This is a genomic window from Micrococcus sp. MS-ASIII-49 (assembly GCF_000946635.1).
GTDB classification, from domain to species: domain Bacteria; phylum Actinomycetota; class Actinomycetes; order Actinomycetales; family Micrococcaceae; genus Micrococcus; species Micrococcus luteus.
The window spans coordinates 1-13,804 of sequence record NZ_JXSP01000043.1 but is presented as its reverse complement, the minus strand read 5'-3'; the positions used below and the strand labels follow the sequence as shown (position 1 = coordinate 13,804).

Here is a 13,804-nt window from a genome sequence, read left to right as displayed (position 1 = left end):
CCCCCGCCCCGCCCGCCGTGCCGAGCCGCCCCGACCGGCTGCGGCTGCACGACACCGCCACGGGACGGACTCGGCATCCGGGCAACGACGCGCAGCGCGCCTCGCTGTACGTCTGCGGGATCACCCCGTACGACGCGACGCATCTCGGCCACGCGAGCACCTATGTGGCCTTCGACCTGCTGCACCGCTACTGGCGCGCGGCCGGTCTCGAGGTCGCCTACGTCCAGAACGTGACCGACGTGGACGACCCCCTGCTCGAGCGGGCCGAGGCGACCGGCGTCGACTGGCGCGCGCTCGCCGAGGAGCAGACCGACCTGTTCCGTGCGGACATGGCCGCCCTCGAGGTGCTCGCCCCGGACCACTACGTCGGCGCGACCGAGGCGGTGGGCCTGGTGGTGGACGCCGTCGAGACGATGCTGGCGGCGGGCCGGGCCTACCGCGTGCCGGGCGGCGACGGCGAGCCCGACGGGGACGTCTACTTCGACGTCCGCGCGGCCCAGTCCGCGACCGACTGGCGCCTCGGACAGGTCTCCGCGATGGGCCTGGACGAGATGGCCGCGGTGTTCCCGGAGCGGGGAGGCGATCCCGACCGCCCCGGCAAGCGCGACCCGCTGGACCCGCTGCTGTGGCGCGTGCACCGCGAGGGCGAGCCTGCCTGGGACGGTCGGTCGCTCGGCTCCGGCCGGCCCGGCTGGCACATCGAGTGCTCCGTGATCTCCCGGGCCCACCTGCCGGCGCCGTTCACGGTGCAGGGCGGCGGCTCCGACCTGCGGTTCCCGCACCACGAGTTCTCCGCCGCGCACGCCACCGCCGTCGACGGCCTGCCGCTCGCGCACACCTACGCGCACACCGGCATGGTGGCCCTGGACGGCGAGAAGATGTCCAAGTCCCTCGGCAACCTCGAACTCGTCTCCCGCCTGCGGGCGCGGGGCGTCGAGCCGGTGGCCGTCCGCGCGGCGATCCTCGCGCACCACTACCGGTCGGACTGGGAGTGGTCCGAGCAGGTGCTGGCCGACGCCCAGGCGCGGGTGGCCCGTTGGCGCGCCGCCCTGGACGGACCGCATGCCGCCGCCGGCGTCGCCGTGCTGGACGCGGTGCACGCGGCGCTCTCGGACGACCTCGACGCCCCCCGCGCGCTGGAGGCCCTCGACGCATGGGCGGCCGGCACCCTGCCGGGCCTGGCCGAGGCCGCCGCCGACCCGCTGCCGGTGGTCGACGTCGTGGCGGCGCTGCTGGGTCTGCGCCTGCGCTGACCCCGCCGGGCGCGGCCGGGCGTCAGCGTCCGCCGCGCCCGCGCAGATAGCGCTCGAACTCCCGCGCGATCGACTCGCCCGAGGCCTCCGGCAGCTGCTGGGTGTCCTGGGCCTCCTCGAGCTGCCGGACGTAGGCGGCGACGTCGGGGTCCTCGGCGGCCAGCTCGTCCACGCCGCGCTGCCAGGCCCTCGCGTCGTCCTCGAGCCCGCGCGTGGACACGCTCACGTGCAGCAGGTCCTCGACCGCCTCGACCAGCCCGAGCAGCGTCTTGGGGGAGGGCGCCTGGGCCACGTAGTGGGGCACCGTCCCCCACAGCGAGAGGCTCGGCAGGCCGCGGCGCGCGGCCTCGTCCGCGATGACGCCGATGATCCCGGTGGGCCCCTCGTAGACCGGACGGTCCGCGCCGACGGCCACCCGCACGTCCACGAGCGGCGAGGTCGGGCGGGCGCGCAGGGGCCGGGTGTGGGGCACGTCCGCCAGCAGCGCGCCCAGCGTCACGACGGCGTCCACGTCGCGCGCGTCGGCCGCCGTGAACAGCTCCTCGAGGAACGCGCGCCACCGCACGTTCGGCTCCACGCCGACGGCGAGGAGCACACGCACCCCGTCCGGCGGGGCAGCCTCGCCCGCGACGGGCCGACCCTCACGGTCCAGGAGCGCCTCGTGCAGGGTGACCGCCGGCCAGTCCAGCGTCCCCAGCCCGTCGGCGTCGCGCCGGACCAGGGGTCGAGTGACCTGGTAGTCGTAGAACTCGCCGTCGCACACCCGTCCCGCGTCCGCCGCGTCCCACTGCTCCCGCAGCGCGCCCAGGGCCCCGGTCGCGGCCTCCCCGGCGTCGTTCCACCCCTCGAAGGCCAGCAGCAGGACCGTGGGGGCCCGCCGCCCGGCCTCGAGCGCGTCCACGGTCGCCGTCAGGTGGGTCCGCAGCGGGCCCAGGACGTCGTCCGGCTGGTCCTCGGAGGTAGCGTCGGTCATGGCGGCCAGCCTAGACACGGCCCGACGACGGGGTCACGGCCCGCGACCCGCCCGGCACACCCCGGCGGCGGCGCTCGATAGGATGCACTCCATGCCCCGCCACCCCGCGCCCGCCCCGGACGACCGTGCCCGCCGCCTGCCGCGCGCCGTCCTGTGGGACATGGACGGCACCCTCGTGGACACCGAGCCCCTGTGGAACGCCGTCCAGCGCCGGCTGGTGGTCGAGCACGGCGGCACCTGGTCGGAGGACCTGGCCGCCTCCCTCGTGGGACGCCCCCTCGACGAGGGAGCGCGCCGCCTGCAGGAGGCCGGTCTGGACCTGCCCGTGCAGCGGATCATCGACCTGACGATGGACGAGGTCGTCCAGGGGGTCGTCGGCGGGGTGCCGTGGCGGCCGGGCGCCCGGGAGCTGCTCGTCGCGCTCGCCGAGGCCGGCGTGCCGGGCGCCCTCGTGACGATGTCCCATGCCCCACTGGCCCGCGCACTGGCCGAGCGGGCGCCGGCGGGCACGCTGGACGTCGTCGTCTCGGGGGACATGGTCTCCCGGGGCAAGCCCGACCCGGAGGCGTACCAGCTGGGCCTGCAGCTGCTGGCCGAGCGGACACCGGGGCTGACGGCCGCCGACTGTGTGGCGGTCGAGGACTCCCCGGTGGGCGTCGGCGCGGCCGTGGCCGCGGGCCTGCCGACGGTCGGCGTGCCCAGCGTGCTGCCGCTGCCGGCGGGGCTCGCGACCGTCGAGTGGACGACGCTCGCCGGCCGCACGCCGGCCGACCTCGCCGCGGTCCGTCGGATCGCCGCCGCGCGCAGGCCCGGGGCGGACGAGCCCGGATGAGCGGGCCCGCCTCCGTCCGGCTGGGCACGATCGCCGGCGCGCCGGTGCGCCTGTCCTGGTCCTGGCTCCTGATCGCCGCGGTCATCACCCTCGCGTTCGGCCCGCAGATCCAGCGCGCGCTGCCCTCGCTCGACGGCGGCGCCTACGGGGTCGCCCTGGGGTACGCCGTGCTCCTGGCCCTCTCCGTCCTGGTCCACGAGGCCGCCCACGCCCTCACCGGCCGCGCCTTCGGCCAGCGCACCGAGGAGATCGCGCTCACCCTGTGGGGCGGGCACACCCAGTTCCGCAGCCCGTCCGCCCGACCGCTGGACACGGTCCTCACCGCGATGGCCGGCCCCGCCGCGAACCTCGTGCTCGCGGGCCTCGCCCATCTGGCGGCCCGCGCCGTGCCCGGCCCGTCCGTCCCCGCCCTGCTGCTCGAGGTCACGGTGTGGGCCAACCTCCTCCTGGCCGCGTTCAACGCGCTGCCGGGCACCCCGCTCGACGGCGGCCGCATGGTCGAGTCCGCCGTCTGGGCCGCCACCGGCTCCCGGGCCCGTGGCGTCGAGGCGGCCGGCTGGGCCGGGCGCGTCGTCGCGGTGGGCGTCCTCGCGGCGGTGTTCGGCCCCCCGACCCTCGCGGGCCGCGCGCCGGACCTGTTCGTCGTCGTCCTGGCGGCCTGGGTCGCCCTCACGCTGTGGCGGGGCGCGGACGACGCCGTGCGCCACGGGCGCTGGAGCCGCCGGCTGGAGACCCTGCGGCTCGAGCAGGTCGAGGCGCCCGCCATCGCCCTGCCCGAGCACCTCTGCGTCGCCGAGGCCCTGGCCCAGGCGGACGGCGGCCGCCGCGCCGTCGTGGCCGTGGACGGGGCCGGTCGGCCCCGCGGCGTGCTGGACCACACGGCCGCGGCGGGCCTGACCCCGGCGCGCCGCACGACCACCGCCCTGGCCGCGGTCGCCGTCGCCCTGGCTCCGGAGGCCGTCCTCGTCCGCGACGACGTCCCCGCCGCCGGTCCCGACCTGGCCTCCCGCCTGGCCGACCCCCAGACCCCCGTGTGGGTGCTGACCGACGCGCACGGCCTCGTGCGCTCCGTGGTGCCCCGCGAGACGATCCTCGCCGCCGTCGACGCGACGCGGCGTCCCTGAACCGAAGGAGCCCCCCATGACCGAACCCACCGGCGTGAGCGCGCGCCGCGGCCCCCTGCGGGCCGGCCAGCGCGTGCAGATCAAGGACGCGAAGGGCCGCCTCAACACGATCACCCTGCTGCCCGGCGGGGAGTTCCACAGCTACCAGGGCGTGCTGCGGCACGACGACCTGATCGGCGGCTTCGAGGGCGTCGTGGTCGAGAACTCGGCCGGCCAGCCGTACCAGGTGCTGCGCCCCCTGCTGAACGACTTCGTCCTGTCCATGCCCCGCGGCGCCACGGTGGTCTACCCGAAGGACGCGGCGCAGATCGTGCAGCAGGCGGACATCTTCCCGGGCGCCGTCGTGGTCGAGGCCGGCGTGGGCTCCGGCGCCCTGTCCATGTCCCTGCTGCGCGCCGTGGGCGACCACGGTCGCCTGCACTCCTACGAGCGCCGCCCGGAGTTCGCGGACGTCGCCCGGGCCAATGTGGAGGCCTTCTTCGGCGCCGAGCACCCCGCCTGGTCGGTGCACCTCGGCGACGCGCAGGAGGAGATGCCCAAGGTCCACGAGCCGGGCTCCGTGGACCGGGTGGTCCTGGACATGCTGGCCCCCTGGGAATGCCTCGACGCCGTCGCCGAGGTCCTGGCCCCCGGCGGTGTGTGGCTGAACTACGTGGCCACCGCCACCCAGCTCTCCCGCGTGGCCGAGGCCATCCGGGACTCGGGCCGCTTCACGCAGGTCGAGGCCAACGAGACCCTCGTGCGCGGCTGGCACCTGGACGGGCTCGCCGTGCGCCCCGACCACCGCATGGTCGCGCACACCGGCTTCCTCCTCACGGCCCGCCGCCTGGCCTCGGGCGAGGAGGCGCTGCGCCTGAAGAAGCGCTCCAAGGTCTCCGAGTTCAAGGCCGAGGACGTCGAGGCCTGGCAGCCGGCCGACGAGGCCCGGTGGACGCCCGAGGCCCTCGGCGAACGGCCGGTCACGGACAAGAAGGCGCGCAAGGCGGCGAAGGAGGCCCGCCTCATGGCCGCGCGGTCACGCGCCGCCGAGCAGGGCGTGGACGCGTACGGTGGGAGGACCCCGACCGGGGAGCAGGACTGAGTGGACGGAGCACCGGTGGACCACCACGCGCAATCAGGCACGGAGCACGCCGAGCAGCGCCTCGCCGAGGCGCGGGAGCTGCTGCGGCAATCCCAGGCCGAGGCCGAACGGCTGCGGCACCAGCTGCAGTCCGCCCAGCGGCACGCCGCCGGCCTGAGCGAACGCCGTCGGGCCGCCGAGGCCCAGACGCAGACGGCCGCCCGCAACAACCGGCGCATGGTCGAGCTGCTCGAGGCCACGCGCGCCGAGATCGCCACGCTCAAGGAGAACCTGGACGCCGTCACGCATCCGCCGTTCACCTTCGCCACCCTCGAGGCCGTCCACGCCCCGCGCGAGCCCGAGGAGGGCGTGGAGACCGGCGCCGTGGTGCGCGGGGGAGCGGACGTCGTGCAGAACGGCCGGCGGCTGCGCGTGACGGTCTCCCCGCTGCTCGACGCCGCCCGCCTCACCCCCGGCGCCCAGGTGCTGCTGGACGAGTCCAGCTCGATCGTCGGCGTCGCCCCGGGCACGGGGTCGGGTCAGCTGCTGCGCGTCAAGGAGGCGCTGCCCGACGGCGGCCTCGTCCTGGCCGGCACGGCGGACGAGGAGCGCGTGGTGCGGCGCGCGCCCGCGCTGGAGGGCGTCGACCTGCGCCACGGGGACGCCGTCACCGTGGACGCCCGCGTCGAATGGGCGCTGCGGCGGGTCGAGCTGTCCGAGGTGGACGAGGTGCTGCTGGAAGAGGTCCCGGACGTCACGTTCGAGGACATCGGCGGCCTCGGCCCGCAGATCGACCGGATCCGCGAGGCCGTCGAGATCCCGTTCCTGCACCCCGAGGTCTACCGCGAGCACGGCCTGCGCGCCCCCAAGGGGATCATGCTGTACGGCCCGCCCGGCACCGGCAAGACCATGCTCGCCAAGGCCGTGGCCAACGCCCTCTCGGTTCGCAGCGCGGACGGCGAGCGCTCGTTCTTCCTCAACGTCAAGGGGCCCGAGCTGCTGAACAAGTACGTGGGCGAGACCGAGCGGCAGATCCGCGTCATCTTCGACCGGGCCCGCGAGAAGGCCGACGCCGGCTTCCCCGTGGTCATCTTCTTCGACGAGATGGAGTCGCTGTTCCGCACGCGCGGCTCCGGCGTCTCCTCGGACGTGGAGACCACGATCGTCCCGCAGCTGCTCACCGAGATCGACGGCGTCGAGGCCCTCGAGAACGTGATCGTCATCGGCGCCTCCAACCGCGAGGACATGATCGACCCGGCCGTGCTCCGCCCCGGCCGACTGGACGTGAAGATCCGCGTGGACCGTCCCGACGCCGCCGGCGCCGCGGAGATCATGGCCAAACACCTCACCGCGGACGTGCCCCTGCACGCCGACGACGTCGTCGCGGCCGGCTCCGCGGACGCGGCCCGCGCGACGCTCATCGCCCGGACGGTCGCCGCCCTCTACGACCGCGGCGCGGACACCGCGCTGGCGGAGCTGACGGACGTGTCCGGCACGACCCACGCCCTGCACCTGGCCGACCTCGTCTCGGGCGCCGTGGTGGCCGACGTCGTGGACCGCGCCAAGCGGCACGCGGTGCGCGACTACCTGGCCGCCGGCCAGGCCCCGGCCGCGCTCGGCGTCCGCGAGGGCCACCTGCGCGAGGCCGTGGCCGCGGTGCTGGAGGACCAGACGGACCTCCTGGCCACGGTCGCGCCCGCCGAGTGGGCGCGCACCTCCGGCTGGCGCGGTCCTCGGCTGCGCTCGCTGCGCATGGTCCGGGGGGTCGAGGCATGAGCGCGTTCGGCCGCGGGGCCGCGGACGGCTTCGCCCGGGCCGTCGACGTCGGCCCGACCCCCGCCTTCGAGGGCCAGCGCCGGCTTTTCCACGGCGCGGCCGTTCCCCCGAACGGGCGGGACGCCGCCGGCTGGGGCGTGCACCGGGTGATGGGCACGGAGACCGAGTTCGGCATCCACGCGCCGGCCAACCCGGGGGCGCACCACAGCGTGCTCTCGGTCGAGCTCGTGAACGCGTACGCGGACCTGGCGACCCGGTCCGGCTCGGCGGTGGCCGGCACGGAGTGGGACTACACGGGGGAGTCGCCGCTCGTGGACGCCCGCGGCTGGCGGCTGCCGCGTTCGGCGGCGCACCCCTCGCAGCTGACCGACGAGGCGCTCGTGGGCCCGGACGGGGAGCCCGTGCACCTGCTGCTGTCCACCGTGCTGGCCAACGGCGCGCGCTGGTACGTGGACCACGCCCACCCGGAGTACTCGTCGCCGGAGACGACCACCCCGCGGGACGCCATGGTGTGGGACGCCGCCGGGGACCTGGTCGCCCAGGCGGCGGCCGAGCACATCGGCCAGGCCGAGGGCGCCCCGGAGGTGCTGGTCTACAAGAACAACGTGGACGGCAAGGGCCAGTCCTACGGCGCGCACGAGAACTACCTCGTGGCCCGGTCCCTCGACTTCGAGGAGCTCACCGCCGTCCTGCTGCCGTTCTTCGCGGCGCGGCAGGTGCTCGTGGGCGCGGGCCGCGTGGGACTCGGCCCGGCGGGGGAGCGGCCGGGCTTCCAGCTGTCCCAGCGGGCCGACTACTTCGAGGAGCCCGTGGGCCTGGAGACCACGATCCACCGGCCGATCGTCAACACGCGGGACGAGCCGCACGCCCGCCCCGAGGCCTACCGCCGGCTCCACGTGATCATCGGCGACGCGACGCTGAGCCAGCACGCCACGTGGCTGCGGATGGGCATGACCGCGCTCGTCCTCGCGATGGCCGAGGCCGGGACGGCGCCCCGGCTCACCCTGGACGACCCGGTGGCCGCGTTGCAGACGATCAGCCACGACCCGGGCCTGCGGGCCACGGTGCCCCTGCTCGAACGCACCGCGGACGGCCCCGTGCGCCGGCACTGGACCGGGCTGCAGATCCTGCGGTCCTACCTGGACGCGGCCCGCGCCCACTGCGCCGCCTTCGGGGCGGCGGATCCGCAGACGCGCGAAGTGCTGGACGCCTGGGCCGTCGACCTCGACGACGCCACCGCGGATCCGCTGTCCCTGAGCGACCGCGCCGACTGGGCGGCCAAGCTGCGCGTCCTCGAGGGCCTGCGGGCCCGCACGGGCGCGGACTGGACCGACCCCCGCCTCGCGATGGTGGACCTGCAGTACGCCGACCTCCGCCCGGCCCGCTCCCTGCACCGCCGCCTCGTGGCCGCCGGCGCCCTCCGGACGCTCGCCGATGAGGCGGAGATCCGTGCCGCCGTCGCCACGCCGCCGCGGGCCACCCGCGCGTGGACCCGCGGCAACCTCGTGGGCCGCCACGGTGACCGCGTGGCCGGCGCCGCGTGGGAGACGCTGCTGCTGCGCGGGGCGGGGGAGCGGGTGCACCGGCTGCACCTGGCCGAGCCGCTGGTCGGCGCCGCCGTGGACCTGCCCGGCTGGTGGGAGGACGCCGCCGCGCCCCGGCCCGACGACGAGGCGCTCGTGGCCACGCTGGCGCCGCTGTTCGGCGCACGGGCCTGAGGCGGGGGCGGGCGCTCAGCCCGTGACGGCCGCGCGCACGCGGCCCAGCAGGGCGTCCGCCCGCGCGACGAGACGGTCCGCCCGGTCGACGTCGGTGCGCAGGACGCCCTCCAGGCCCTCGTCGCGGAGGGGGCCCAGGTTGGTCTCGAGGGTCACCGCGGCGGCGGTGAGGCCGCCCCGGACGCAGCCGAGCGCCGCACCGACGTCGGAGAGCACGTTCGGGTTCGCCGCGTCCAGCACACGCTCGGCCAGGTCCAGTGCACGCGCGGCGGCATCGACGATCCCGCGGGGTGGCCGGACGGCCTCGGCCAGGGCGGCCTGGATCGCGGCCGAGCGCCGGGCCCGGTCCTCCGGGGTGTCGCGGGGCAGCCCGAACGCCTCGGCCACGGCGCCGAAGCCCCGCTCGTCGCCGTCGGCGAGGCCGAGGCACGCCGCGATCAGGCCCTCCGATGCCCGGGCGTCCTCCTCGGCTGCGCTGAACCGGGCCGCCATGGCCAGCAGTCCGGCGCCCTCGGCGACCGCCAGCGCGCCCGTCGCGCCGCCACCGGGGGTGGGCTCGCCGGAGGCGAGGCGGCCCAGATAGCTCTCGATGCTCTCGTCGCGGATCATGCCCCCACGGTGCCAGACCGGGCCCGACCGCGGCCCGCCCTCAGGCGCGCTCCCAGGACGCGACCGGCCCCGGGACGATCGTGAACAGCGGGTGCACGTCGGGGACGGGCGTGTCCGACCACTGTTCGAGCCAGGCGGGGCTGCGCGCGGCCAGCTTGGCGCACAGGTGACGCCACTCCAGGTCGCGCTGGCCCGTGGTGGCCGGGATCGGTGCGAGACCGGCGGGCGGGATGCGCACGGCGCCGTCGGGGGCGGGGCACGGCCGGTCGATCCGGGAGTGATCGAAGCGATAGCCGCGCGCCGTGGCCTCGGCCTCGAGGCCGGAGAGGAACGCACCGACGGCGCCGGACGGGTCCGGGTGCTCCCGGAACCTCAGCAGCTGCGGGTGGTCCCGATATCCGCGCGTGCGGCCGGCCAGGACGGCCTGCGCGAGCAGGGCCTCGCGCCAGGCGCCCGTCAGGCCCTGGCGGTCGAGGTGGCGGGGATGAAGGGTCCACAGGCGCATGCCCCCATCCTGCCAGCGTGGGGCAACCCGGGGACGTGGGGCTGAAACGTGGCCCGCGCGTGGGGCAGGATGGGTGGACGCGGACGGAGCACACCGACCCGCGTCGACGCACGAGGAGGCCACCATGTCCCAGGAGCAGATCCGCCCACGCCCGTCCGGCGGCGACGACGAGACCGGCGCCGCGGCGGGCCAGGCGCACGTGAAGCCCGCGGCCCAGGACCAGGGCCTGGACAGCCTGCTGGACGAGATCGACTCGGTGCTGGTGTCCAACGCCGAGGAGTTCGTCAAGGGCTTCGTCCAGAAGGGCGGCCAGTGACCGACGCGGACCGCGCCCGCCGGATCCTCGGGCTGGAGACGGAGTACGGCGTCCAGCATTGGAACCCGCAGGGGCGCCCGCTCAGTCCCGAAGAGGTCGTCCGCTACCTCTTCCGGCCCGTCGTCGAGTGGGGGAGGTCCTCGAACGTGTTCGTGGCCAACGGCTCCCGGCTCTATCTCGACGTCGGCTCCCACCCCGAGTACGCGACCGCCGAGTGCTCGACGCTCGACGAGCTCATCGCCTCGGACGGGGCGGGGGACCTGCTGCTGCACGACCTCGTGGTCCAGGCCGAGGAGCGCATGGCCGCGGACGGGGTCGGCGGCCGGATCCACCTCTACCGCAACAACGCCGACTCCTCGGGCAGCTCCTACGGCTCCCACGAGAACTACCTGCTGCGCCGGCGCACCGAGTACCGGCGGCTCACCGAGGCGCTCGTCCCGTTCCTCGTCTCCCGGCAGATCCTCGTGGGCGCGGGCCGCGTCGTGCCCGCCGGCACGTGGCCCGAGGGCGAGGGCCCGGCCCACTTCGCGTTCTCCCAGCGCGCCGACTTCGTGCAGGACGGCGTGTCCTCCTCCACCACGCGGTCCCGGCCGATCATCAACACGCGGGACGAGCCGCACGCGGACGCCTCCGAGTACCGGCGCCTCCACGTGATCGTGGGGGACACGAACCTCTCCGAGCACACCCACCTGCTGCGCTTCGGCGCCACCGACCTGCTGCTGCGGATGATCGAGGCGGGCTTCCCGCTCGGGGACCGCGTCGTCGCCCACCCCACCCGCGCGGTGCGGCAGATCTCCCACGACCTCACCGGCACGGCCCGCATCGCGCTCCGGGAGGGGGAGGCCTCCGCCCTCGAGCTGCAGGAGCACTACCTCGAGCGGGCCCGCGCCTTCGTCGCCGCGGAGGGTGCCCACCACGACCGGGTGGGGGAGGTCCTCACCCTGTGGGGCGAGGTGCTCGACGCCGTCCGCACCGGTGACCGGTCCCGCATCGAGGACCGCATCGACTGGGCGATCAAGCTGCGCCTGCTGGAGGACTACCGGGCCCGCCACGACCTGGGTTGGGACGCGCCCCGCCTCGCCCAGCTGGACCTGGCCTTCCACGACATCGACCCCGACCGGGGGCTGTTCCGCCTGCTGCTGCGGCGCGGCGCCGTCGCGCGCCTGCTGCCCGAGGACGCCGCCCGGTCCGCCGTGGAGACCGCCCCGCCCACCACCCGGGCCCGCGTGCGCGCGGACTTCGTGGCCCGCGCCCGGGAGCGCGGCCTGGACTACGCCGTCGACTGGACGACCCTGAAGCTCACCGACCATCCGCTGCACGCGATCGTGACGAAGGACCCGTTCGACACGTCGTCGGCCGCCGTCGACCGGCTGTTCGAGCGGATCGCCTGACAGCGCGCGTCCAGGACGCGCCGTTAGGGTGACCCGCATGAGTTCGTTCGAGACCCCCCAGCCCCCGACGGCCCGCCGCCGTCGCCGCCTGCTGCCGCTGCTGTCCCTCGGCGCCGCAGGCCTGATGCTGGCCACCGCCTGCGCCACCGGCGACGACGGCGCGGACCAGCCCCACAGTGACACCGCGTCGGCCTCCACGTCGGCCGCCCCCGAGCGGGCGGCCGTCGGCGAGGGCCAGGGGGAGCCGGACGCCCTGACGGGTGTCACCTTCACGGAGGGCGACGGCGGGGCGCCGACGGTCGAGATCGACGGGGAGATCGACACCGACCAGCCCACCACGCGCGTGCTGACCGCCGGCGAGGGGGAGCAGGTGCAGGAGGGCGACGTCCTGAAGATGTCGATCGCCGTCGTCGATCCGGCCAGCGGCGAGGTGGTCGCCGAGAACTTCAGCGGCGAACCGGAAGCCGTGCCCGTGGACGACCAGCTCAAGTCCATGAACCCGGAGATCCACGAGATGCTGGTGGGCAACGGCGCCGGCACGATCGTCGCCGCGTACAGCCCCGAGTACGACGTCTCCGTCCCGCAGACCGAGAGCGCGTCGCCGAGCGCCTCCCCCTCCACCCAGACGCAGCCCGCCCAGCTGTTCGTCTACAAGATCGACGCCATCCTGCCGAAGCAGGCCGAGGGCGAAGAGGTGACCGAGCGGGACGAGCGCCTGCCCGACGTCACCGTGGACGAGGAGAGCGGCCGGCCGAGCATCGCGAAGCCCGACGGCGAGGCGCCCCAGGAGCTGGTGGTCCAGCCCCTGATCGAGGGCGAGGGCCGCGAGGTCGGCGCGGACGACACCGTGACCGTGCAGTATGAGGGCGTGACGTGGTCCGACGGTGAGGTCTTCGACTCGTCCTGGGAGACGGGTCAGGCCATCACGTTCTCCCTCAACCAGGTCATCGAGGGCTGGAAGGAGGGTCTGGCCGGCCAGAAGGTGGGCTCGCGCGTCCTCCTGTCGATCCCGGCCGAGAAGGCCTACGGTGAGCAGGGCAGCCCGCCGGACATCGGCGAGAACGAGCCCCTGCTGTTCGTGGTGGACATCCTGGACGCCCAGGCGTCCGCCACCCCGTCGGCGAACTGACCCCGTCCACGAGAACCCAAGAGGAGAGCACCGTGTCCTTCGGACAGCGCGACTACGACCGCACCAAGCCCGAGATCGACTTCCCGGGCGAGACCCCGCCCACCGAGCTCGTGGTGGAGGACCTGATCGAGGGCTCCGGCCCGGCCGTCGAGGCCGGCTCCCGCGTGCAGGTCCACTACGTGGGCGTGGCCTGGTCCACCGGCGAGGAGTTCGACGCCTCGTGGAACCGCGGCACCCCGCTGCCCCTGACCGTCGGCGTCGGCCAGGTCATCGCCGGCTGGGACCAGGGCCTGCTCGGCATGAAGGTCGGCGGCCGCCGCCGCCTCGAGATCCCGCCGCACCTGGGCTACGGCGCCCGCGGCGCCGGCTCCGCGATCGGGCCGAACGAGACGCTCATCTTCGTCTGCGACCTCGTCTCGGTCGACTGACCCCGGGCCCCGTGACCCCACCCGCCCCGCGGCGCGCCGGCGACGAGGCCGCCGAGCGCATCATCTCGCTGCTGTGGCTGCTGCTCTCGGCACCGCACGGTCTCGAGCGTGACCGGATCCGACGGCAGGTCGTCGGCTATGAGGGGCTCACGGACGCCGCCTTCGAGAAGCTCTTCCAGCGGGACCGCCGCGTGCTGCGCGCCGTGGGGGTCCCGCTGGAGACGCTCGAACCCGCGGGCTTCGACGAGGGCGAGGCGGGGGTGCGGCACCGCGTCGTCCGCGATGCGCTGCTGCTGCGCGACCTCGACCTGACCGTGGACGAGCGCCGCGCCCTCGTGCGGGCGCGGCGCCTGTGGGGCGACTCGCCGCTGCGCGCCGACGTCGTCCGCGCCGTGGGCCTGCTGTTCCAGCCGGCCACCGACCTCACGGGCGACGACGAGCTGGCCGGGTACCACACCCTCATGCCCCGGGCCGACCCCCGGCTCGAGGCCCTCACCCAGGCCGTGGCCGACGAGGCCGTGCTGCGCTTCCCCTACCGCGACGCGCGGGGGCGGGCCACCCGGCGCACCGTGCGGGCCTGGTTCCTCACCCTCGTGCGCGGCCGCTGGTACCTCACCGGCTGGGACCTCGACCGCGGCGCCGAGCGCAGCTTCCGGCTCACCCGGATGGAGGGGGAGCCGCGCCGCGTCG

Annotated in this window: 14 protein-coding genes; 11 read left to right on the top strand and 3 right to left on the bottom strand. The window is 75.7% G+C overall.

The features are described from left to right. The coding region (gene mshC / locus SJ20_RS03140) for a cysteine--1-D-myo-inosityl 2-amino-2-deoxy-alpha-D-glucopyranoside ligase (RefSeq protein ID WP_235281244.1) at positions 1 to 1,253 on the top strand (1,253 nt) is incomplete at its 5' end. Between the two features lie 22 nt (positions 1,254 to 1,275). Here mshC and SJ20_RS03135 read toward each other — a convergent pair. Continuing rightward, positions 1,276 to 2,226, bottom strand: coding sequence for a proteasome assembly chaperone family protein (locus SJ20_RS03135; RefSeq protein WP_052833426.1), 951 nt, complete (start codon positions 2,224 to 2,226; stop codon positions 1,276 to 1,278). A 91-nt stretch (positions 2,227 to 2,317) separates the two neighbouring features. On the opposite strand from SJ20_RS03135, the gene SJ20_RS03130 reads away from it, so the two are divergent. From SJ20_RS03130 to dop, 5 genes are read left to right on the top strand one after another with little or no spacing between them, the layout of a single operon-like run. Beyond that, the gene (locus SJ20_RS03130) at positions 2,318 to 3,058 is read left to right on the top strand and encodes an HAD family phosphatase (protein ID WP_044658917.1); all 741 of its coding nucleotides are present in this window, start codon (positions 2,318 to 2,320) and stop codon (positions 3,056 to 3,058) included. Beyond that, positions 3,055 to 4,182 carry a site-2 protease family protein gene (locus SJ20_RS03125; RefSeq protein WP_036384807.1) on the top strand — a complete coding sequence of 376 codons (1,128 nt, stop codon included), beginning with the start codon at positions 3,055 to 3,057 and terminating at the stop codon, positions 4,180 to 4,182. The genes SJ20_RS03130 and SJ20_RS03125 overlap by 4 nt, the downstream gene beginning before the upstream one ends. 16 nt (positions 4,183 to 4,198) lie before the next feature. Beyond that, positions 4,199 to 5,263, top strand: coding sequence for a tRNA (adenine-N1)-methyltransferase (locus SJ20_RS03120; protein ID WP_012750880.1), 1,065 nt, complete (start codon positions 4,199 to 4,201; stop codon positions 5,261 to 5,263). Next, positions 5,264 to 7,018: a proteasome ATPase gene (gene arc, locus SJ20_RS03115; RefSeq protein WP_044658916.1), complete on the top strand. Its 1,755-nt coding sequence runs from the start codon at positions 5,264 to 5,266 to the stop codon at positions 7,016 to 7,018. Further along, the gene (dop, locus tag SJ20_RS03110; RefSeq protein WP_041103801.1) at positions 7,015 to 8,736 is read left to right on the top strand and encodes a depupylase/deamidase Dop; all 1,722 of its coding nucleotides are present in this window, start codon (positions 7,015 to 7,017) and stop codon (positions 8,734 to 8,736) included. The genes arc and dop overlap by 4 nt, the downstream gene beginning before the upstream one ends. A 15-nt stretch (positions 8,737 to 8,751) precedes the next feature. Here dop and SJ20_RS03105 read toward each other — a convergent pair whose 3' ends face one another. Together SJ20_RS03105 and SJ20_RS03100 are read right to left on the bottom strand one after the other, a co-directional pair. Beyond that, positions 8,752 to 9,345 (bottom strand): cyclodeaminase/cyclohydrolase family protein, encoded by a 594-nt coding sequence (locus tag SJ20_RS03105; protein WP_041103799.1) that lies wholly within the window; start codon positions 9,343 to 9,345, stop codon positions 8,752 to 8,754. Between the two features lie 40 nt (positions 9,346 to 9,385). Next, the gene (locus tag SJ20_RS03100) at positions 9,386 to 9,850 is read right to left on the bottom strand and encodes a pyrimidine dimer DNA glycosylase/endonuclease V (RefSeq protein ID WP_036384792.1); all 465 of its coding nucleotides are present in this window, start codon (positions 9,848 to 9,850) and stop codon (positions 9,386 to 9,388) included. 124 nt (positions 9,851 to 9,974) lie between these two features. Here SJ20_RS03100 and SJ20_RS03095 point away from each other — a divergent pair, with 124 nt between their 5' ends. The 5 genes from SJ20_RS03095 to SJ20_RS03075 all read left to right on the top strand — a co-directional run. Next, entirely contained in the window at positions 9,975 to 10,166 is a 192-nt protein-coding gene (locus tag SJ20_RS03095) for a ubiquitin-like protein Pup (protein WP_041103796.1), read from the top strand. Continuing rightward, positions 10,163 to 11,557, top strand: coding sequence for a Pup--protein ligase (gene pafA / locus SJ20_RS03090; RefSeq protein ID WP_041103794.1), 1,395 nt, complete (start codon positions 10,163 to 10,165; stop codon positions 11,555 to 11,557). Before SJ20_RS03095 ends, pafA begins: the two co-directional genes overlap by 4 nt. Positions 11,558 to 11,594: 37 nt before the next feature. After that, complete coding sequence (locus SJ20_RS03085; protein ID WP_041103792.1) at positions 11,595 to 12,686, top strand: FKBP-type peptidyl-prolyl cis-trans isomerase; 1,092 nt, start codon at positions 11,595 to 11,597, stop codon at positions 12,684 to 12,686. 32 nt (positions 12,687 to 12,718) lie between these two features. Further along, entirely contained in the window at positions 12,719 to 13,114 is a 396-nt protein-coding gene (locus SJ20_RS03080; protein ID WP_010078659.1) for an FKBP-type peptidyl-prolyl cis-trans isomerase, read from the top strand. Between the two features lie 11 nt (positions 13,115 to 13,125). Then, the coding region (locus SJ20_RS03075; RefSeq protein ID WP_044658915.1) for a YafY family protein at positions 13,126 to 13,804 on the top strand (679 nt) is incomplete at its 3' end.

Bases quoted from the DNA above. Each gene is read 5' to 3' on its own strand.
- SJ20_RS03135 (WP_052833426.1), bottom strand. From the start codon at position 2,226: ATGACCGACGCTACCTCCGAGGACCAGCCGGACGACGTCCTGGGCCCG.
- SJ20_RS03130 (WP_044658917.1), top strand. From the start codon at position 2,318: ATGCCCCGCCACCCCGCGCCCGCCCCGGACGACCGTGCCCGCCGCCTG.
- SJ20_RS03125 (WP_036384807.1), top strand. From the start codon at position 3,055: ATGAGCGGGCCCGCCTCCGTCCGGCTGGGCACGATCGCCGGCGCGCCG.
- SJ20_RS03120 (WP_012750880.1), top strand. From the start codon at position 4,199: ATGACCGAACCCACCGGCGTGAGCGCGCGCCGCGGCCCCCTGCGGGCC.
- dop (WP_041103801.1), top strand. From the start codon at position 7,015: ATGAGCGCGTTCGGCCGCGGGGCCGCGGACGGCTTCGCCCGGGCCGTC.
- SJ20_RS03105 (WP_041103799.1), bottom strand. From the start codon at position 9,345: ATGATCCGCGACGAGAGCATCGAGAGCTATCTGGGCCGCCTCGCCTCC.
- SJ20_RS03100 (WP_036384792.1), bottom strand. From the start codon at position 9,850: ATGCGCCTGTGGACCCTTCATCCCCGCCACCTCGACCGCCAGGGCCTG.
- SJ20_RS03095 (WP_041103796.1), top strand. From the start codon at position 9,975: ATGTCCCAGGAGCAGATCCGCCCACGCCCGTCCGGCGGCGACGACGAG.
- SJ20_RS03085 (WP_041103792.1), top strand. From the start codon at position 11,595: ATGAGTTCGTTCGAGACCCCCCAGCCCCCGACGGCCCGCCGCCGTCGC.